This window comes from Bradyrhizobium sp. CCBAU 51745 (genome assembly GCF_028128715.1).
Lineage (GTDB): Bacteria > Pseudomonadota > Alphaproteobacteria > Rhizobiales > Xanthobacteraceae > Bradyrhizobium > Bradyrhizobium manausense.
In genome coordinates, this window is record NZ_LBJP01000078.1 from 1 (window position 1) to 19,516 (window position 19,516).

Below are 19,516 nucleotides of genomic sequence, written 5' to 3' on the forward strand. Positions count from 1 at the left end.
TCGCGGAAGGCGCGCTCGAGCTCGTCGAGCGAGACCTCGCCCGGACGGAGCGGACGCTCCAGCGTCTGGTCGACCAGCGAGCCCGAGGTCATCTCCTTGGCCGGTGCGGCCTTGGCTTCAACGGGAGCCGGCGCTTCCGGCACCAGCGGGGGGGCATCGGCAACGGGAGCGGAGCTGCCAGCCGCCATCGGCTGCGCCGAGCCTGACATCGCGGCCATGCCCTGCTCGACCATCGCTTCCAGCTTGTCGATGAGATCGCGGTCGTTGCCTTCAGGCTCGGCTTCGGTCGCCTCCAAGCCGGCCAGGATCTCCTTGATGCGGTCGATCGAGGACAGGATCACCGTCACGGCCTGGCCGGTCACCGGCATGCCGTCGCGGAATTTGCCCATCAAGGTCTCGCCGGCATGCGCCAGCGCTTCGAGCCGCGGCAACCCGAGGAAGCCGCACGTGCCCTTGATGGTGTGGACCAGGCGGAAGATGTTATCCAGGATCTTGGCGTTGTTCGGCTCCTGCTCGAACTTCACCAGCTGATTGTCGACGGTGTCCAGGCTCTCGCTGGTCTCCGTCAGAAACTCCCGCAACAGATCATCCATGAAAACAGGCCTTCATACAGGGAGGGCGCGCACGAGACGTGATGCGCCAGATCGGAATGAGGCCAGCTTCACCGCAAAGCGTTTAATATTGGTTGAGTATGTGCAAAAGAACGGAACCAACAAAGAGATAAGGCGCTCCGGACAAGCCGAAGCGCCTCGTAAAGGATCGGTTAACTAAGGGCGCAGCGCGCGTTTACGAAGCGGTAACGATGACGGCTTCGCCCTCCAGCTTGAGCGTCACGCTGAGCCCGCAGGCCTGCGCCAACAGCCGCGTGTAATAAGGCTGGATCGCATGAGCGTCGGCGGCCGGGCCGCGCTCGCCGCTCAAGAGCTCGGAGATGTTCTGCGGCAGGCGCGCGTTGTGCCCGGTCGCGGTGATGCGGAAGCTCATCGCCTCGCCCTCGCCGATCGGATCGACCGTCAGCAAGCCGCCGCGCGGGATCGTGTGCTGCGACACGACCAGCATATTGAGCAGCAGCTTGACGCGGTTCTTCGGCAGCAGCAGCCGCGGCAGATTCCATGTGATCGTGCACTTGCCGTCCTCGATGTGGCCCTTTGCCATGGTCTGGGCATCGCCGAGGTCGATCTGCGCGCCGGAGGAGCCGGCCGCGCCGAAGGCGAGACGGCAGAACTGCAGGCGGGCGGAGGCGGTCTTGGCACTCTTGCGGATCAGGTCGAGCGCGAATTCGCGGTCCTCGGGCTTGGGATCGTCATCGAGCACCTCAAGCCCATTGACGATGGCCCCGACCGGGCTGATGAGATCGTGACAGACCCGCGAGCACAAAAGGGCCGCGAGTTCGAGCATATCGGGAGCAGAAGCGGTAGCCGAAGACGGAGCGTCAGACATAGAGGGTTCCTGGAATTGCACGGCGCGGACGCGGCGAATCACGCATGGCCTGGACTGTCGCTGCGGGTTCTATCATTCGCCAGCCCGTGGCAGGAAGCTTGCGATAGGTTCGAAGCGGCCATAAGGGGACGCGAGGGCGAATCACGTGAACAGAGGCAAACTTGCCGATGAATGAGGCATGCAGGTGAGGATCATCGACGGCGAGGCCGCTTGTAGGCTGATGGAGCCCCTGACCGCGCTGGTGGTGCAGGCCGGCGAGGCGATCCTAGCCGTCAACCGCTCCGCGATGCGGGTCGATGGCAAGCAGGACGGCTCGCCTGTCACCGAGGCCGACCTCGCCGCCGACCGAATCATTGCCGAGGGCCTCGCCCGGCTTGCGAACGACGTACCGACGCTGTCGGAGGAGCGGACCCATCTCGCCTCGCCGCCGTTTCGCGGCAGCTTCTTCCTGATCGATCCGCTCGACGGCACCAAGGAATTCGTCGCCGGCCGCGACGAGTTCACCGTCAACCTCGCTCTGGTCACCGAGGGCGTGCCGCTGCTCGGCATCGTCAGCGCGCCCGCGCTCGGGGTGCTCTGGCGCGGCATCGTGGGGCGCGGCGCCGAGCGCGTGAGGTTCGACGGCACCACCATCGGCGCCGCCCAGCCGATTCGGACCCGCAAGCTGCCCGGGCCTGGCGAGCCCTGGATCGCGGCGGTGAGCCGTTCGCATGGCGACCCCAAGAGCGAAGCTCTCATCGATAGCAGGCCCAACGCCGTCAGAAAGACCTGCGGCTCGGCCGTCAAGTTCGGCCGGATAGCGGAGGGCAGTGCCGACATCTACCCCCGCTTCGGGCCGACCTGCGAATGGGACGTCGGGGCGGGCTGCGCGGTGGTAACAGCCGCCGGCGGCAAGGTGACCGACGGCAAAGGCGGCGAGCTCCGGTTCGGCGAGCGCGGCGACACCGGCTTCATCATCCCCGAGTTCGTCGCCTGGGGCGATGCCGAAGCGGTAACGACCTACTGACTGAGCTTGTCCTGCAGCGCCGGCCAGCGCTTGCCGACTTCATACAGGAATCGTTCGGGGTCGGCGGTGAAGGCGTCCCGATTGTCTTCCCGGCTGAACAGATAAAGCCGCTGCGCCGCGATCACGAAGAAGCGGGGATTGCCGGCGATCGTGACGCCGCGGGCGATGTCGACGGGATCGTAGCCGCCGAATTGCGGGCCATAGACCTCGGGATGGGACAGGAACTCCGCCCGGTTGCCGTCGTTGCGGAAGCGCCAGACCGCGCCCCAGAGATTGGCCTCGAACTGCGCCGTCCCCTGCTCGGCTCCGCCGTCAACGAAATAGGCCACGGGGTCGAAGCCCTCGATGGCAACGCCGGAGAAGCGATTGACGACGATCCGCTCGGTGGTGGCAGCCTGTGCAGGTAACCAGGACAGGCCGAGCCAAATGCACGCCAGCAGGCAGACCAGACGGCCGATCAAGGCAGTTCCAGGGCGCAAAGGGCTATCTTCCTGCCGTTGTGCCGTCATAGTTGCTGCGGATAACATTCGAGTCGAGGGGTCATCCGGACCAACCTAGAGCCGTGCCTAATAGCATCAGGTTAAGGGAAGCGGACCGGGATCGATATCAGGGGTTCTTTTATGACTTTCGCATCACGCCTTGCCGCAGTGGCGCTCATCGCGCTGGCGGGCTGGACCGTGCCGGCTTCCGCCCAGACGGCCGCGCCGCCACCGGACCTGCCACCACCGCAGCGGACCCCGACTCCCAATACCTATGGACCGGACGAGCTCGTCACCGCCGGCCATCGCTTCTTCGGCAATGTCTCGCGTGGGCTCGCCTCGATCATCGAGAAGGCGGTCAGTCAATGGGGCCTGCCGAACGGCTACATCCTCGGCGAAGAAGGCTCCGGCGCCTTCGTCGCTGGGCTGCGCTACGGCGAAGGCACGCTCTACACCAAGAACGCCGGCGATTTGCGCGTCTACTGGCAGGGCCCCTCGCTCGGCTTCGACTGGGGCGGCGACGGCGCGCGCACCATGACGCTGGTCTATAACCTGCCCGCCACCAACGCGATCTACCAGCGCTTCGCCGGCATCGACGGCTCGGCCTATATCATCGGCGGCTTCGGCATGACGGCGCTCACCGCCAACAACATCGTGCTGGTGCCGATCCGCTCGGGCCTCGGCTTGCGCCTCGGCGCCAATATCGGCTACCTCAAATACACGCCGCGGGCGACCTGGAACCCGTTCTAGGGTTCTTTCCCCCGATCCAGCTTCCGGATTCACGTTAACAACAGGGCAGGGCTGGCTTTTTGCCGGCCCGCCATGCATTGTCCTTGGTAAATTTTCCCTTGTCTGTTGGAGCTCTGACCCATGGTCGAACCGATCATGTACCTGGCGATCGGTTTCCTGCTGTCGATGCTGTGCGGGCTCGCCATCGTGCCGCTGGTGCATAACCGCGCGGTGCGCCTGACCACGCGCCGGCTCGAGGCCGCAACGCCGCTGTCGATGGCGGAGATCCAGGCCGACAAGGACCAGCTCCGCGCCGAGTTCGCCATGTCGGCGCGGCGGCTCGAGATGAGCGTCGAGCAGCTCAAGAACAAGACCACCAGCCAGCTCGCCGAGCTCGGCAAGAAGACCGACGCCATCAATCGCATGAAAATCGAGCTCGGCGAGAAGAACGCCACGATCTTCGCGCTCGAGGCGCGCGAGAAGGCGGTGAAGGAGCAGCTGCGCGCGACCGAGGAGGAATTCAACGCCAAGACCGAAGCGCTGCGCGAGGCCGAGATCGCGCTGAGCAACAAGCAGGGCGAGCTCGCCAAGATCAACTCCGAACTGTCGGACCGCTCGATGATGGCGGAAACCCGCCAGGTCGAGCTGGTCGCGGTGCGCGCGCAGATCGAGGAATTGAAGAACCGCGTCGGCGATGCCGAGAAGGAATTTGCCGCGACGCAGGCGCGCCTGGCGCAGGAGCGCAGCGAATCCGAAACCGTCTCGCGCGAGCTTGGCGAGGCCCGCGGCCGTGTCGAGAATCTGAGCCAGCGCGTCACCGAGCTCGATCGCCAGCTGATCGTGCAGGTCAAGGAAGCCGAGATGCTCTCGGGCCGCGTTGCCGACCTCGAAGGCCGCCTCGCCACGCAGGGCAAGCTGCTGGCCGAGCGCGAATACGAGAACAACCAGCTGCGCCAGACCAACGAGGGCGCCGAGCGCACCATCAAGGAGCTGCGGGTCGAGATCGCCGCACTGAGCGGCGGCAAATCGTCGGCCGCGATGGAGACGCTGCGCGCCGAGAAGGCCGCGCTGGAAGAGCAGCTGCGCACCGCCCGCGACGAGCGCGCGAAACTGCAGCGCGACGTCAATGCGATCCAGCAGCAGGCCGAGAGCTCCTGGGCGACCGAGCGCATGGAGAACGCGCTTCTGCGCGAGCGCATCAACGACATCGCCGCCGAGGTGGCAAAACTCGCGATGCAGCTCGAGGGCCCGAACTCGCCGATCGAGGCGCTGCTGGCCGCCGAAGCCGGCCAGCCGCCGAAGCCTGCGCCGCGCCCGGCCAATGGCGTCGCCACCAATGGCGCGGCAAGCCCGCTGCCCGAGGGCGGTGGAACGCTGGCCGAGCGCATCCGTGCGCTCCAGGCCCATGCCTCCCGCGCCCGTCAGCAGGGCGCGTAAGCGGCCCAAAATCCCACCTCGCCGCCGAATTGTGGCACCATTGGAAGGTTTTCCGTCCCCGGGGCCGCCTGAAAACTTGACACTGATAGCCCGCACTTCTAAATCGCGGGCTCCGATGCGCCGGCCGGCCGAAAAGTCCGGCCGTCTGCATGATGGTCCCGGGCGCATAGCTCAGCGGGAGAGCGTTCCCTTCACACGGGAGAGGTCCAAGGTTCGATCCCTTGTGCGCCCACCACGCTTCGCCAAGAGGCTTTGCGTGGCGCAGCCAGGCCCCATGATGGCGAAGCGGGGCGTCTTGCTCCCGCTCCGTTGAAATGTCGAAAACAACCCCATGCACAGTAGCCGGCCTCGGCCGGACCCTTCCTCTGCGATTTTTCCGAAATCAACTTGCTCCGTCGGGCAAAACAGGAGCATGATGGCACCATGCCGGCCGCATGTTGAACTGCCGGGTGATCGGGACCCGACCGCCGTCCTCTCAATTCGACGTTGGAAGCCGAGGCCTAATCCTTGCGGCCTTCATCGAAAAAAGCCTGAACGGCCTCGAACAATTTGAGGCGGTTCTTTTCCATGATGATGGTGTGCGTTCCCTCGGCAAGCTGGACGTATCGCTTGCCGGGCGAGTTCACCAGCAGCGGAAACAATGTTTGCGCCATATAGGGCGGCGTGTCCTTGTCCCATTCAGCATGGACCAATAGCGTCGGCACGGTGATCTTCGCAGGATCATAGTAAGGTTTGCCCGCGCCAGAATATTGCTGGCCATCCTGAACGACGCCGTTCGGCGCACGCAGGACCGGAGGCGTCATCGCGGCGCCGACTGGATCGGTGGCGAAGGTCGCGTCCGCCCATGCCTCGAACCACCCTGCCGGAATGAGGTCGGCCTTCTTGTCTTCGGGAACGCCCGTGTACCACCTCTCCTTGGCCTGATCTCGTGTCACCGTGCGGTAGGCGCCGAGCTTGCCCGAGGCCGCCTGCACCAGCGAGGGGGTTTGCCGTATCCAAGCAGGCGCATACAGCACCAGGCGTTCGACCTTCGAGGCATTTTGGGTCGTATAGGTGGCCATCAGCGTGGTGCCCCACGACCAGCCCAACAGGTTGACGCGCGCAATGTTGCGACGCTGCAAGACGTAATCCACCACCGAACCGATGTCCTTGACCGCGGTCTCTCCCGTCACGATCGGCGAGTTGCCTTCAGGCTTGTCCGCCATCTCCGCAGGACGCGTCGATCTACCGTAGCCGCGAAGATCCAGCAGCCAGACGTCATAGCCGCGCGATGCGATGTACTCCATCCAGGACAGACCATCGAGCTTGAGATCAAAGGCCGTCTCGGACGGATAGGTGGCCCCATGGACATAGATGATCGTTTGCTCGGGCCTGAAGGTCGTCATGTTGGCAGGCCGCTTGTTGCGGACGTAGATCTCGATGCCGGGATCACTCGCCTTGACCATGGCCTCTTCGGTCACAAGCTCGTTCGATTGAGCGAGGGCGGAGCTGCCGAACATGACAGCCGCGAGAATACCAAACAGCGGCCATACCTGCATGTCCTATCCCTCCTCGTTTTTACCCGACCGATACAGCGCGATCGTTGGCCGAAGCTTAGCGTTGAACGGTCACGGTTCAAGCGGGAGGGCCTACGCAATCGCCAGCACCTCGATCTCCTGCGCGCCCGTGCCCACGACGTCACCGACCGCCTTCCCCATCAGCGACTTCGCGACCGGCGATACGAACGAGATCGAGCCCGCCTTCGGGTCGGCTTCATCCTCGCCGACGATGCGGTAGGTCTGCACGCGGCCGTCGGCACGGCTGAAGGTCACGGTGCTGCCGAAGGCGACGACATCGTTCGAGGCCGGATTGGGAACGAGTTGCGCGGTGCGCAGCCGTTCGCCGAAATACCTGATATCGCGCAATGGCGCCGCCGACTGCCGGCGTTTTTCGTTGACGTCGTCGACGGCTTGCGCGGCTTCATAGGCTTCGCGCGCTAGATGGAGCTGCGACTGCAAGGCCTGCAGGCCTGCTTCCGTCACGAGGTTCGGATGCGGCGAGATCGGGCGATCCGGCAGCAACGTCTCGGAGGCGGTCTCGGCGCTCTCTTCCTTGGTAAAGGCAACGCTCAATTCGAAAATCCTGTCGAACGGTGAACACCTCTGCCAATCGGGGAGAGGTGGACGAGTTCCTGGGCTCGCATCGATCTAACCCAATCCATCGATCCTTATATCTCAAGTTCGACGAAACGACGGAGCTTGAAGACGAGGTCTGGCAGGGCCTGGCGGAACCGCGTCGCATTCTGGAAATTGGTCGAGAACGGCGCGAAGGTGATCATCGCATTCCAGTGCCTGTAACCGTAGACCGTGACCGAGACGCCGGAGGCGGGAAACCCCTCGATCTTTCTGAGCTCGCCAAGCACGAGATCGGCGATCGCTTGCGCCGGCAAGAGCCGCTTGCCGTCCGGGGTCAGGGGCTGACCGGCAGGCACGACCGGCTTCGCAGCCGCCGCCGCTGCATCGGATGCGCCGTTGGAGAGGTCACCGGGCGGGGTCTGGAGCTTTGGCGACTCCGCTTCGGGAATTTCGGGGATCACTGCGGCGGGCCCCGGCGCCGACGCGGCCGGAAGGAAGTCGGCAAGCGGCGGCGGGCTGGCCGCGTCTGCACGCTTGTTGCCGCCCAGGATGCTGCTGATCATCGCCACAAGGCCAGCATCCTTCGCATCGTCGCCCATCTGATTATCCCCCTCGCCCTGACCTACTGTAACACCGGCTCCGGAGCCCGCCACTGGGGACGCAGATCAGATCATGCCATCACGCCTGCATGGCTCCCGTCAGGTTCCACCGCGGCGCGAGGCGGGTGCACATCGCACCGCAGTGCAATCAGTCACTTTTTCTCGAACGGAATGTATTGCTGGTACTCCTTCGGTACCGAGCTGCGATACCGCGCCGGAACGGTGCCGCTGTCGATCGAATGATCGATCTCCTGCTGCCGCGTCATCTTCTTCTTCGCCGGCTTCTTCTCGGCACTCTTCTTCGCGCCGGCCGGCGCGGTGGAGGTGTCGGTACTTGCTGCCGGCGTTGAGGTCGCAGCCGGTGCAGTGGTCGCAGCAGGCGCCGTGTTAGCGGCAGGCGGCGTGGTGGCGGCAGCGGCCGGCGGCGTGGTCCCCGCGGCGGGCGCGCTCTGCGCCAATGCAAGCGGTGTCTGCATGATGAGCGCCAGCGCCGCAGTCGCAGCCAGCAGATATGATCTTTGCATCACAACCTCCAAAATGTCTGATCCCCAATAGGGGAAGCGTAGTCCCGCAGGATCGACGCGTGCAAGTGCTCCGAAGATAGGCGGGACCGCGGCTGCAAACTGTGGCCGGGATCACATTGCCGAACGCAGCGCACGCTCCAGCACCAGGACACGAACGACAATGTGTCGGAGCAGTCCGGGGAGCCGCGACCGTCGCCGTGCCAGCACACACAAATACAATTTTTACGCGAACAGCAAATTCGCCTCGTCAAGCGTTCTCGAAGCGCTGATGGCGATGACGAGAATGTTATCCGGCATCTGCGCTGGAGAAATTTGCGATGCGCATCCGCAGCTTGCTCGCAGCACTTGCTGCTGGAACCGCATCGACACCGCGCCATGTGTGAAGCAGCGCATTGAGACGCCGAACTGCTGCGTCTAGCCTCACCTGCATATTTCATCACGAACAACTTCAGCTTTAGTTGCTTGCCGTCGTAACTTTTCAAGGAGGTACTTTATGAGCAGTCGTCACGCCACTACGCCGCGCGGCCTCAACGCCACCCGTTCCCCACTGTCACAAGGCCGCTTCGGCCGCATGTTTCGCACGCTGACGCCGGCGACGTTCGGTCCGAACGAAGCCGACAACATTGCCAACCTCTCCGCCCTCGCCGATAACATGGTCGGCGATTTCGATCCGCCCAAGGACGGCCCCGATGCCGAGGAGAGCGGAATTCCCGCGCTCTACACTTATTTCGGCCAGTTCGTCGATCACGACATCACCTTCGATCCGGTGAGCTCGCTGGCCAAGCAGCAGGATCCCGACGGGCTCATCGATTTCCGCACGCCGTCCTTCGATCTGGACAATGTCTACGGTCGCGGGCCGAACGATCAGCCCTACATGTACGACGGCAACGGCAAGTTTCTGCTCGGCGACCCCCTCACCGGCACCGGCGTCGCCAACGCCAATGACCTGCCGCGCTTCAGGGGTCGCGCCCTGATCGGCGATCCCCGCAACGACGAGAACAGCATCGTCTCGCAGTTCCAGGGCCTGATGCTGCGCTTCCACAACCGCATGGTCGACGACAACGGTGGCCTCTCGTTCCAGGACGTGCAACAGCGTGTCCGCTTCCACTACCAATATGTCGTGCTGAACGATTTCCTGCCGCGCATCGTCAACGCCACCGTGCTGAACGATCTCAAGACCGGCGGCCGCTACGATCGCAGCAAGCTCGCCTATTATCACTGGAGGACCTATCCCTACATGCCGGTCGAGTTTTCGGTCGCGGCCTACCGGCTCGGTCATTCCATGATCCGGCCCGGCTATCGGCTCAACGACGCCGACAACATGCTGCTGCAGATCTTCCCCGACCCCAACAATCCCGACACCAACGCGCTGACCGGCTTCCGATCTATGGGTCCTGGCCGCGCCATCGATTGGGGTCGCTTCATCGACGTCGACACACGCGCCTATGGCGTCGAGGACGACAGCACCAATCCCGCCAACAAGCGGCGGCTCCAGTACGCCTATCGCATCGACACCTCGCTGGTCGATCCGCTACGCCAGCTGCCGCCGGAAGTCGCCTCCAACCCGTCGTCGCTGGCGCTGCGCAATCTCGAGCGCGGCTGGCGGCTTGGCCTGCCCTCGGGCCAGGCGGTCGCAAGGGCGATGCACCAGACGCCGTTGACCGACGAGCAGATCAAAATCGGCCGGGCCGTCGACAATCCCGGTGCCAGCGACCCGCAGGTGCCGATCGCGTCGATCGCGAACGGCGCGTTCAAAGGCAATTGCCCGCTCTGGACCTACATCCTGGCGGAAGCGCGTCAGTACGCGACAAAGGTCACGGTCGCCGCCACCGGCGCGCCGGCGACCGGAATCACGACGCCGCAGCTCGGGCCCGTCGGCGGCCGCATCGTCGCCGAAGTCTTCCTCGGCATGATGTTCGGCGACGCCTCCTCCGTGCTGTCGCTCGACCCGAACTGGGCGCCGGTGACCGGTCCCGATTTCAAGCTGAAGGATCTGGTGACCTACGCGCTGGGTGGGGGCGCTCCGCTGCATTGATGTTCTGACAGCCCCAACGCGGAGACACCCTCTCCCCTACCCTCCCCCGCAAGCGGGGGAGGGAGCCCGCTGTCGATGCCGCAGCATCGTACACACCATACGCGATTGAAGCGATGCGCACGAAATTGGCTTTTAACGCCCCGCCCCGAGGCCGCTCTCCGCAAGCCGCGCCGCGAGCCAGAGCGACTGCGCCTGATCGACGCCGCCGCTGAGATAGACTTCCGACATCGTCACGCCGTGCTTGTCCAGCACCAGCAGCACGCCGATCCAATAGGCGAACCAGATATGCGGATCGGTCAGCGCCATCAGCTTGTGCTGGTCGTGCTCGAGCGGCGTGTGATTGCTGGCCTTGCGGATCTCGACGGTGAGCAGATTGTTCGGGATCTCGCGCTGGTGCACGACGACGTCAGGATAGATCGACTTGCCGAGATGATCGTCGGTCGAGATGATGCTGCCGCGCGGCAGATGCAGCGTGCGCTCGCCGAGGCGGTCGTAGTTGCAGTCGACGGCCCAGCCCGAAAATTGCTGCTCGAGATAGACGGCAAAGCGGTGCGTGATGGCGCGTTCGCCGACGTCCTTCTCGAACAGGAATGATTCGTGGGCATAGAGCTCCCTGAGCGCCGCGATCACCTTGTTCAGCTCGGTCTGCATCGTGCCTCCGGGCTCACCACGCGCGCGAGGGAGTTGGTAGCCCGGATGGAGCGTAGCGCAATCCGGGGTTCTCGCAAGGCGCACGAAGTCCCGGATTACGCGGAGCCTGTCATCGGGTGGCGCTTTGCGCCGACCCGCTGGCTCCATCCGGGCTACAGGAGGGCCGGAGTTCGCAGCATGATCACCAGACTTACATCTGCACCTCGATCAGCCGCGGGCCCGGCTCGGCGACGGCTTCGGCCAGCGCCTTGTTGAACTCGTCGGCATTTGTCACCGCGCGGCCGGGGACGCCCATGCCCTTGGCCAGCGCGACGAAATCGAGCGTCGGGCGGTCGAGCCTCAGCATGTCGTTGGCGCGCTGGCCGGGCTCGCCGGCGCCGACATTGTCGAACTCGCCGCGCAGGATCTGGTAGATGCGGTTGGCGAACACGATGGTGACGATGTTGAGGTTCTCGCGGGCCTGCGTCCACAGCGACTGGATCGTGTACATCGCGCTGCCGTCGCCGACCATGGTGATGACCTTGCGATCCGGACAGGCGATCGCGGCGCCGATCGACAGCGGCGTCGAGAAGCCGATCGAGCCGCCCATGTTCTGCAGCCAGTCATGCGGTGCGGCAGCGGCCGTCGGCGGGAAGAAGCCGCGGCCGGTGGTGAGGGACTCGTCGACCATGATGGCGTTCTCGGGGATCGCACAGGCGATCGCCTGCGCGATCGAGGCGAAGCTGAGCGCACCGGTCGGCTTGACCAGTTCCTGCAAAGCTTGCGGCTTGACGTCCCTGGCGCTGGCCTTGACGGCGCCGGCGAGCGCTTCCAGCGCCGCCACCGAATTCTCGCCCCAGGAGGTCATGCGATGGACCTCGCAACCCTCGGGCTTGAGCATGCTCGGCTTGTTCGGATAGGCGAAGAACGCCACGGGATCGTCGGACTCGACCAGCACGATGTGACGGAATCTTGCCAGCATCGGCAGCGCGTTCTCGATCACATAATGGATGCGGTCGATCGAGTAACGGCCGCGGCCGCGCGCCATCTTCGGGCGGAAGGTCGGGCCCATCACGGTGCAGCCGGTCTTGCCGGCGATGCGCTCGGCCAGCGCCAGGCCGTGCTCGCTCAAGGCGCTGCCGGTCATCAGCAACAATGTCCCCTCGCCGTCCCCGTGCAGGATCCTTGCAGCCTTCTCGACCGCCTGCGGCGAATAGCTGGCGCGCTGCTGCTCGGCCGGGACCTCGGCAATGCCGTCAGCCTCGTTCCAGGCGGTGTCTGCGGGGAGGATCAGGGTCGCGATCTGCGGCGGCGCGCTTTTGGCGGCGGCGATCGCGGCGGCGCCGTCGGCGGCGACCGCCTTGGAATTCGGCGAGGTGCGGACCCAGGACGACATCGGCCGGGCCAGGCCCTCGATGTCGGAGGTCAGCGGCGCATTGTAGTCGATGTGGTAGACGGCATGCTGGCCGACGATGTTGACGATGCCGGAATTGGCCTTCTTGGCGTTGTGCAGATTGGCAAGGCCATTGGCGAGACCGGGGCCGAGATGCAGCAGGGTGGAGGCAGGCGTGCCCTTCATGCGGAAATAGCCATCGGCCGCACCCGTCACCACGCCTTCGAACAGGCCGAGCACGCAGCGCATGCCGGGCACGCGGTCGAGCGCCGCGACAAAATGCATCTCTGAGGTGCCCGGGTTGGTGAAGCAGACGTCCACCCCGCCCTTGACCATCGTCCGCACCAGGCTTTCCGCACCGTTCATCCCATACTCCCGCAAGGCCATTTCCGACGTTCCATCGGATCAATCATTGTTCGCGCGGCCCGTCAAAGCAAGTGCGGGCATTGCGGCCCTGTCCCGCGCCGCGATGCGCTTGCTTGGCTAATCATGTTTTGAGGCGGTTTCCGATTTGGTAACGGCAACCACCACGCCTCACGCGGCCGTGGCTTGCGAAACGCCGGCAAATATGGCCTGTGTTTTGCCATTGAATCGATTTTTTTGCTGGGGGAATGAATGATCCGGTTTCTTGCCGCAACTGTCGCCACCATGGTGGCCGCGACGATCGGAGCGAGCAGCGCATCCGCCGCGGGGATGGTCGACTTCACGGGCACCAGTTCCACCGGCTATCTCGGTGGCGGCGCGAGCCCGATCCCACGTGCCACCGTCATGTATAACGGCAATTATGCCCCCGGCACGGTCGTGGTGAACACGGCCGAGCGCCGGCTCTATCTGGTGCTCGGGAACGGCCAGGCTTTGCGCTACGGCATCGGCGTCGGCCGCGACGGCTTCCGCTGGGGCGGGGTGCACAAGATCACCGCCAAGAAGGAATGGCCGGAATGGACGCCGCCGTCGCAAATGCTGGCGCGGCGGCCGGACCTGCCGCGCCACATGAAGGGCGGCATCGAGAATCCGCTCGGCGCGCGCGCCATGTATCTGGGCTCGACGCTCTATCGCATTCACGGCTCCAACGAGCCGGAGACGATCGGCCAGGCCGTCTCCTCGGGCTGCTTCCGCATGACCAATGACGACGTCACCGACCTCTACAGCCGCGTCAATGTCGGCACGACGGTGGTGGTGCTGAACAACTAGCCGCATCGACGGTGCGTCGGGTGGGTTAGCTGCCGTAGGGTGGGCAAAGGCGCACTTGCGCCGTGCCCACCATCTCTCTCGATCGCGAAAAATGCGTGGGCACGCTTCGCTTTGCCCACCCTACGGCACTAGCCAAACGCAAGCTCTCGTAGGGTGGGCAAAGCCTGGGGATCGCGCGAATGCGCGGTCCGCAGGCGTGCCCACCATTTTGAGATCGTGGGCACGGCGCAAGGGCGCCTTTACCCACCCTACGGCACCGTGCCTGAAGCGGACGGAATCTGCTCGACGCGCGCATTTGCGGACTTGTGTGCACGCAGCGAATACGGCAGCGTTGCACGACGATGAGCGCATTGGTCCCACCTGCCCTACGCTTCGCCCTGCTGGCGTTTGCAGCGCTCACATCTGTGCCTGATACCGCTACCACGGCCGCCGCCGGCGAATTGCCCGCGATCGCCTCGCGCCAGCGCACTGAGAAAAAAAGCTTTACCGACGCCGAGATCGTCGACGGCTTTTTGAAGACCGCGTTCGGCGCCGAATACCATCTCGCCGGCCGCGTCGATCGCATCCGCAAGTTCGACGCCCCGGTGCGCGTGTTCGCCGAGACCGACCGCGCCGACCGCAAGGCGCAGCTCGGGAAAGTCGTGGCCGACATTGCCACGCGCGTGCAGCATCTCGACATCGCCATGACCGACACGAGCGAAGCGGCCAATGTGCGGGTGAAGCTGGTGCGCGACCGCGACCTCTACCGCACCATCACTAGCTTCTACGGCGCGGAGAAGGCGCGCGAGATCCGCACCTCGCTCGATCCGCAGTGCCTTTCAGGATTCCGCAAGAACGAGCAATTCGAGATCGAGCATTCCGACGTCATCCTCACTGTCGACGTCAGCGACTTCACCTTCCTCGACTGCGCCTACGAAGAAGTGCTGCAATCGCTCGGGCCGATCAACGACACCGCGAGCGTGCCGTGGACCATGTTCAACGACAATGTGTCGATGGGCTATTTTGACGTCTACGACCAGTACATCCTCAACCTGCTCTACGATCCCCGCATCAAGGCCGGCATGACCGTGCCGGAGGTGAGAGCGGTGCTGCCCGAGGTGCTCGTGGATGTGCGCGCCTGGGTGAGGCAGGTGAATGGTCTCGGAGATTAGGTGATCCGTCATCCTGAGGTGCGAGCGGCGGGATGCAAAGCATCGCGCCGGGAGCCTCGAAGGATGTACGGCCGAGATGCAGCCGGGCCGTCGCCCTTCGAGGCTCGCCGAAGAGGCGAGCACCTCAGGGTGACGGTGAGGAATTGGCCCTACCCCACCAAATCGGCCACCGTGGTCGCGGCCTTCAGCCCTGTGCCGGTGAGGACTGCGACTGTGGTCTCATTCGCCTTGATGGCACCGCTGGCGGCGAGCTTCTCCAGCGCCGCGGCCGCGCTGGCGCTGGTGGGCTCGGCGAACAGGCCCTGCCGCGAAAGGCGGCGCAGGGCGGCGACGATCTCGTCCTCGGAGAGCGCCACCGTGCCGCCGCCGCTCTCGCGCAAGGCGCCTATGATCTCGCGCAGGCGCAGCGGATGCTTGATCGCGGTGCCTTCGGCGATGGTCTTGCTCACCTCGCGCGCGACAGGCGTATCGACGCCGGCCTTGAAGCTGGCGTCGATCGGCGAGCAGTTGAGCGGCTGTGCCGCGAACAGGCGCGGCAGCTTTGCAATCTGCCCCGCCTTCAAGAGCTCGCGGAAGCCGAAGGCGCAGCCGAGCAGGCTCGAGCCGGCGCCGACCGGGACGATGACATTGTCGGGCGCGCGAAAGCCGAGATCTTCCCAGATCTCATAGGCGAGCGATTTGGTGCCCTCGAGAAAGAACGGCTGCCAGTTATGGCTGGCGTAGAAGGTCTGGCGCGATTGCCTGATGGCTTCGGCCTCCGATTCCTCGCGCGGCCCTTCGACGAGCTGCACTTCGGCGCCATAGGCGCGCACCTGCGCGATTTTTGCGGGAGAGGTCGAGGCCGGCGCCAAAATCTTCACGCGGATGCCGCCGGCGGCGCCAAGGCCTGCCATCGACGAGCCGCCATTGCCGGAGGAATCCTCCAGAATGGCGTTGACGCCGATCTGCCGGAGAAACGACAGCATCACCGCGGAGCCGCGGTCCTTGAAGCTGCCGGTCGGATTGAACCATTCGAGCTTGAAGAACGGCCGTAGATCGCCCCAATCCTGCGCTACCAGTGGCGTGCAGCCGGTGCCGAGCGAAATCGGATCCTTGATCTCGACCGGCAGCGCCGCGCGGTAGCGCCACAGCGAGCGCGTGCCGCGATCGATGTCGTCGCGCGAGATTCCCGACCCCGGCGTCACCAGCAGCGGTGTGCGCTCGTCGGAGCACCAGCGCGGCTCATGCAGGGAATAGAGCTTTCCATTGCGGGGATCGATGTAGCTGGCGGTGGACATGTTGGTTGAAGGCATTGGCGCACTCCGGGGGCAATCCGCCCGGTATGTCCGAATACGCCGGCTTTATCCAGTCGGCCGACGCGCCTCTTCAAAAAATTTAACAATTACATAGATATAGGGCACATTCCGCCGCCTTCGCCGATCCGGACCGGGCGGCGCGGCGGGCCGCCCCGCACGATTAACTTGTCTGTCGCCAAGGGCCGTTACAATATGGTGGATTGCGTCGCCGGGCTCCGCTCCGGCAACGCTGATAAGCCAGGCCCGTCCGAGCGGCGGGCCGTTGGCTTTTTGGGAGTTTGGCCATGAGCCGCGCGAACCGTACTGAGCATATCCGCCTCACCTCTCATCCGGAGCCGGGCAAGAAAGCCGCCTACCCGATTCATTGGGGCGCCGCCGATGCGCGCGCCCGCGGGCCGATCATCGGCACGGTGTCGCGCACCGGGGATCGCAACGTGATCGGCAGCCATGGCGGCTCCTATGCGATGTACCGCGCGCTCGCGGTCTCCGCCGGCGCGCTTGATCCGATTCGCAGGCCCGATCTCACCAACACCTTCCCGGCCGCGACCATCGGGCCGTTCGAGCAATGGCGCGATCCCGCCAAGATCGTTGCGCTCGATCCCTGGGGTCATCTGGTCGCCGAGAATTTCGGCAAGGACATCGCCGAGGGCGTCGATATCAGGCCGAGCATCGCGGTGACGCGGGCGCGGCTCGACCTGCCCGAGATCCGCGAGGCGCTGGCGGCCAAGCGCCTGCGCGCCGATGGCGAGGTCGTGCATGCCAATGGCAGCGTCTCGGTGGTGAAGATCGCGATCGATCCGGTCTGGTACCTGCCCGGCCTTGCCGAGCGCTTCAAGACCAACGAGACCGAGCTGCGCCGCACGCTGTTCGAACAGACCGCCGGCATGTTCCCCGAGCTGGTGACGCGCCCCGACCTGAAAGTGTTCCTGCCGCCGATCGGCGGCACCACGGTCTACATGTTCGGCGATGTGACCAAGCTGCCGGACCATCGCACCAAGATCACCTGCCGCGTGCACGATGAGTGCAACGGCTCCGACGTGTTCGGCTCCGACATCTGCACCTGCCGGCCGTATTTGATCCACGGCATCGAGGAATCCGCGCGCGGCGCGCAGGAGGGCGGGCTCGGGCTCGTCGTCTACAACCGCAAGGAAGGCCGCGCGCTTGGCGAAGTGACAAAGTTCCTGGTCTACAATGCGCGCAAGCGCCAGGAAGACGGCGATGCGGCTGCCGCCTATTTCGAGCGCACCGAATGCGTCGCGGGTGTCCAGGACGCGCGCTTCCAGCAGCTGATGCCGGATACGATCCATTGGCTGGGCCTGAAGCGCATCGACCGCTTCCTGTCGATGAGCGACATGAAATACGACGCGCTGACCTCGCAGGGCATCGACATCGTCGAGCGCGTGCCGATCCCGCCGGAGCTGATCCCGGCCGACGCCTATGTCGAGATCGCCGCCAAGAAGGCGGCCGGCTATTACTCCACCGACATCGCGCCGGAGAAGGACGTGGGTGGCGTGGTCGGGCGCTCGCTGGAAAAATACTGATCTGGTAATGGCGGACGCTTCAGAACAAGAGGCACGCGCGCTGCTGACCGCGAAGGCGGTTCGCGCGCGTGCCGAGCGGATGCTCGAGATCGGCCTGAAGGGCGGGCTCACGCATTTCACCATCGATCTCGATCGCATGGATGGCGTTGCGGAGGCCGTGCTCGCGGTGACGCGAAAAGCCTATCCGACGCTCGACATTCCCTTCCACGCGCGCTGGCGGCATTTTGTGTTCGGCGGCGTCGACCGCTGGGCGCAATTGGCCGATGCGACCCCGTGGCCCGATCGCACGGCACGGGCGCGCGCGGAGTTCGACCTCGCCATCGTCAGCGTGCTGCTCGACGCCGGCGCGGGTGCGACATGGCGCTATCGTGACGCGGTGACGGGACAAGGCATCGGGCGCTCCGAGGGACTGGCGCTCGCAAGCCTCGAGATGTTTGCCGGCGGGCTGTTTTCGCGCGATGCGCGCACCCCGTTCAGGGTCGATGCCGATGTGCTTGCAAAGCTGCCGCTTTCAGCTTTGACGTCGGCCTTCCAGGCAAGCGATGCCAATCCGCTGCTTGGCCTGGAGGGACGCACCGATCTGCTGCAGCGACTGGGCCGGCTGGTGTCTGCACGCGCCGACATTTTCGGCATGCAGGACACGCCGCGGCCGGGCGGCCTGTTCGACCACATCGCAGCACAAGCCACTGATGGCGCCATCCCCGCGCCCGTGATCCTGTCCGCAGTGCTGAACCAGCTCGGACCGATCTGGCCGTCGCGGCTCGAGCTTGCCGGCGTCCCGCTCGGCGATTGCTGGCGCCATCCCGCGATCAAGACTGGTGATGCGACCGCCGGCCTCGTGCCGCTGCACAAGCTGTCGCAATGGCTGAGCTATTCGCTGATCGAGCCGCTGCAGCGCGCCGGCTTCGACGTCACCGACATCGACGGCCTGACCGGGCTTGCCGAATACCGCAATGGCGGACTGTTCGTCGATCACGGGGTGCTGCGCCTGCGCGATGCCACCGAGGCCGATCGCGCGCATGGGGTGGATTCGCTTGTTGTCGTCGAGTGGCGCGCGCTGACGGTGGCGCTGCTGGATCGTGTTGCCGATCTTGTTCGCGCCAAGCTCGGCCGTACGCCGCAGTCGCTGCCGCTCGCCAGCATCCTGGAAGGCGGCACCTGGGCCGCGGGCCGCGCCATTGCCTTTGCGCGCCGCCCCGACGGCTCGCCGCCGCTCAAGGTGATCAGCGACGGTACTGTTTTCTAACCCGCCATTGTTGCCTGCCGCACTGACTTGATGAATTTCAGGAGCATCCGATCATGGAAGGCGTCACGATCGTCGATCATCCGCTGGTGCAGCACAAGCTGACCCTGGTGCGGGACAAATCGATCTCGACAAAGTCGTTCCGCGAGCTGATCAAGGAGATCGGCATGCTGCTCTGCTACGAGGTGACGCGCGACCTGCCGCTCACCGATACTGTGATCGAGACGCCGCTGGCGACGATGCATTCGGCCAAGATCGCCGGCAAGAAGCTGGTATTCGTGCCGATGCTGCGCGCCGGCACCACCTTCGTCGACGGCATGATGGATCTGGTGCCGACCGCGCGCGTCGCCCATATCGGGCTCTATCGCGAACCCGAGAGCTTTGCCGCGGTCGAATACTTCTTCAAATCGCCGTCCGATCTCAGCGAGCGCCTCGCCATCGTGGTGACGCCTGTGGTCGCGACCGCCAACACGGCGGTGGCCGCGGTGGACCGGCTGAAGGAGCGCGGCGCCAAGGACATTCGCCTCGCCTGCCTGATCGCCGCGCCGGAAGGGTTAGAGCGCCTGCGCGGCCTGCATCCCGACGTGCATATCTGGACCGCGGCGGTGGATGAAGGCCTCGACGAGAACGGTTTTATCCTGCCGGGCCTCGGCGACGCCGGCGACCGCGCCTACGGGACGCGGTAGCGCGAAGCTAGGCCGTGTACCCA

19 protein-coding genes and 1 tRNA gene are annotated in these 19,516 nt (G+C 65.0%); 10 read left to right on the forward strand and 10 right to left on the reverse strand.

The features are described from left to right. Together XH98_RS20495 and chpT are read right to left on the reverse strand one after the other, a co-directional pair. On the reverse strand, window positions 1–593 hold a 593-nt coding region (locus XH98_RS20495), incomplete at its 3' end, for an Hpt domain-containing protein (protein WP_271619706.1). 193 nt (window positions 594–786) lie between these two features. After that, entirely contained in the window at window positions 787–1,440 is a 654-nt protein-coding gene (chpT, locus tag XH98_RS20500) for a histidine phosphotransferase ChpT (protein WP_271619707.1), read from the reverse strand. A 178-nt stretch (window positions 1,441–1,618) separates the two neighbouring features. On the opposite strand from chpT, the gene XH98_RS20505 reads away from it, so the two are divergent. Next, complete coding sequence (locus XH98_RS20505; protein ID WP_271619708.1) at window positions 1,619–2,446, forward strand: 3'(2'),5'-bisphosphate nucleotidase CysQ family protein; 828 nt, start codon at window positions 1,619–1,621, stop codon at window positions 2,444–2,446. Here XH98_RS20505 and XH98_RS20510 read toward each other — a convergent pair. Next, entirely contained in the window at window positions 2,440–2,925 is a 486-nt protein-coding gene (locus XH98_RS20510; RefSeq protein WP_271598438.1) for a YHS domain-containing (seleno)protein, read from the reverse strand. The two genes, XH98_RS20505 and XH98_RS20510, sit on opposite strands and share 7 nt — an antisense overlap. Window positions 2,926–3,066: 141 nt before the next feature. Between XH98_RS20510 and XH98_RS20515 the strand changes: the two genes are divergently transcribed. The 3 genes from XH98_RS20515 (at window position 3,067) to XH98_RS20525 (ending at window position 5,326) form a co-directional block, all read left to right on the forward strand. Further along, window positions 3,067–3,675: a DUF1134 domain-containing protein gene (locus tag XH98_RS20515; protein ID WP_220006211.1), complete on the forward strand. Its 609-nt coding sequence runs from the start codon at window positions 3,067–3,069 to the stop codon at window positions 3,673–3,675. 120 nt (window positions 3,676–3,795) lie between these two features. Next, window positions 3,796–5,091 (forward strand): hypothetical protein, encoded by a 1,296-nt coding sequence (locus XH98_RS20520; protein ID WP_271598437.1) that lies wholly within the window; start codon window positions 3,796–3,798, stop codon window positions 5,089–5,091. Window positions 5,092–5,251: 160 nt separating this feature from the next. Further along, window positions 5,252–5,326 (forward strand) — tRNA-Val (locus tag XH98_RS20525). A gap of 265 nt (window positions 5,327–5,591) precedes the next feature. Here the strand turns inward: XH98_RS20525 and XH98_RS20530 are convergent. From XH98_RS20530 to XH98_RS20545, 4 genes are all read right to left on the reverse strand, one after another. After that, window positions 5,592–6,629 carry an alpha/beta hydrolase gene (locus tag XH98_RS20530; RefSeq protein ID WP_271598436.1) on the reverse strand — a complete coding sequence of 346 codons (1,038 nt, stop codon included), beginning with the start codon at window positions 6,627–6,629 and terminating at the stop codon, window positions 5,592–5,594. 90 nt (window positions 6,630–6,719) lie between these two features. After that, a complete protein-coding gene (gene greA, locus XH98_RS20535; RefSeq protein WP_271598435.1) occupies window positions 6,720–7,202 on the reverse strand; it encodes a transcription elongation factor GreA in 483 nt (160 codons plus the stop codon). A gap of 95 nt (window positions 7,203–7,297) precedes the next feature. Continuing rightward, window positions 7,298–7,804: a hypothetical protein gene (locus XH98_RS20540; RefSeq protein WP_271598434.1), complete on the reverse strand. Its 507-nt coding sequence runs from the start codon at window positions 7,802–7,804 to the stop codon at window positions 7,298–7,300. Between the two features lie 152 nt (window positions 7,805–7,956). Continuing rightward, window positions 7,957–8,328 carry a hypothetical protein gene (locus tag XH98_RS20545; protein ID WP_057744729.1) on the reverse strand — a complete coding sequence of 124 codons (372 nt, stop codon included), beginning with the start codon at window positions 8,326–8,328 and terminating at the stop codon, window positions 7,957–7,959. A gap of 493 nt (window positions 8,329–8,821) precedes the next feature. Here XH98_RS20545 and XH98_RS20550 point away from each other — a divergent pair, with 493 nt between their 5' ends. Beyond that, on the forward strand, window positions 8,822–10,363 hold the full coding sequence (locus XH98_RS20550; protein ID WP_271619709.1) for a peroxidase family protein: 1,542 nt from the start codon (window positions 8,822–8,824) through the stop codon (window positions 10,361–10,363). 132 nt (window positions 10,364–10,495) lie between these two features. On the opposite strand, the gene XH98_RS20555 is transcribed toward XH98_RS20550, so the two are convergent. Both XH98_RS20555 and XH98_RS20560 read right to left on the reverse strand, forming a co-directional pair. Beyond that, entirely contained in the window at window positions 10,496–11,014 is a 519-nt protein-coding gene (locus XH98_RS20555; RefSeq protein ID WP_271619710.1) for a hypothetical protein, read from the reverse strand. Between the two features lie 190 nt (window positions 11,015–11,204). Beyond that, on the reverse strand, window positions 11,205–12,752 hold the full coding sequence (locus XH98_RS20560) for an acetolactate synthase large subunit (protein WP_271619711.1): 1,548 nt from the start codon (window positions 12,750–12,752) through the stop codon (window positions 11,205–11,207). 327 nt (window positions 12,753–13,079) lie between these two features. Between XH98_RS20560 and XH98_RS20565 the strand changes: the two genes are divergently transcribed. Together XH98_RS20565 and XH98_RS20570 are read left to right on the forward strand one after the other, a co-directional pair. After that, on the forward strand, window positions 13,080–13,577 hold the full coding sequence (locus XH98_RS20565) for a L,D-transpeptidase (RefSeq protein ID WP_430648614.1): 498 nt from the start codon (window positions 13,080–13,082) through the stop codon (window positions 13,575–13,577). Window positions 13,578–13,918: 341 nt separating this feature from the next. After that, a complete protein-coding gene (locus XH98_RS20570; protein ID WP_271619712.1) occupies window positions 13,919–14,728 on the forward strand; it encodes a DUF2927 domain-containing protein in 810 nt (269 codons plus the stop codon). 149 nt (window positions 14,729–14,877) lie between these two features. Here XH98_RS20570 and XH98_RS20575 read toward each other — a convergent pair whose 3' ends face one another. Then, window positions 14,878–16,005 (reverse strand): threonine synthase, encoded by a 1,128-nt coding sequence (locus tag XH98_RS20575; protein ID WP_271619768.1) that lies wholly within the window; start codon window positions 16,003–16,005, stop codon window positions 14,878–14,880. A 302-nt stretch (window positions 16,006–16,307) separates the two neighbouring features. Here XH98_RS20575 and XH98_RS20580 point away from each other — a divergent pair, with 302 nt between their 5' ends. The 3 genes from XH98_RS20580 to upp are packed head-to-tail and all read left to right on the forward strand — an operon-like array spanning window position 16,308 to window position 19,493. Next, window positions 16,308–17,564, forward strand: coding sequence for a GTP cyclohydrolase II (locus tag XH98_RS20580; RefSeq protein WP_057744712.1), 1,257 nt, complete (start codon window positions 16,308–16,310; stop codon window positions 17,562–17,564). Between the two features lie 7 nt (window positions 17,565–17,571). Beyond that, entirely contained in the window at window positions 17,572–18,810 is a 1,239-nt protein-coding gene (locus XH98_RS20585; protein WP_271619713.1) for a URC4/urg3 family protein, read from the forward strand. Between the two features lie 53 nt (window positions 18,811–18,863). Next, on the forward strand, window positions 18,864–19,493 hold the full coding sequence (upp, locus tag XH98_RS20590) for a uracil phosphoribosyltransferase (RefSeq protein ID WP_057744709.1): 630 nt from the start codon (window positions 18,864–18,866) through the stop codon (window positions 19,491–19,493). The last annotated feature ends 23 nt before the right edge of the window (window positions 19,494–19,516 follow it).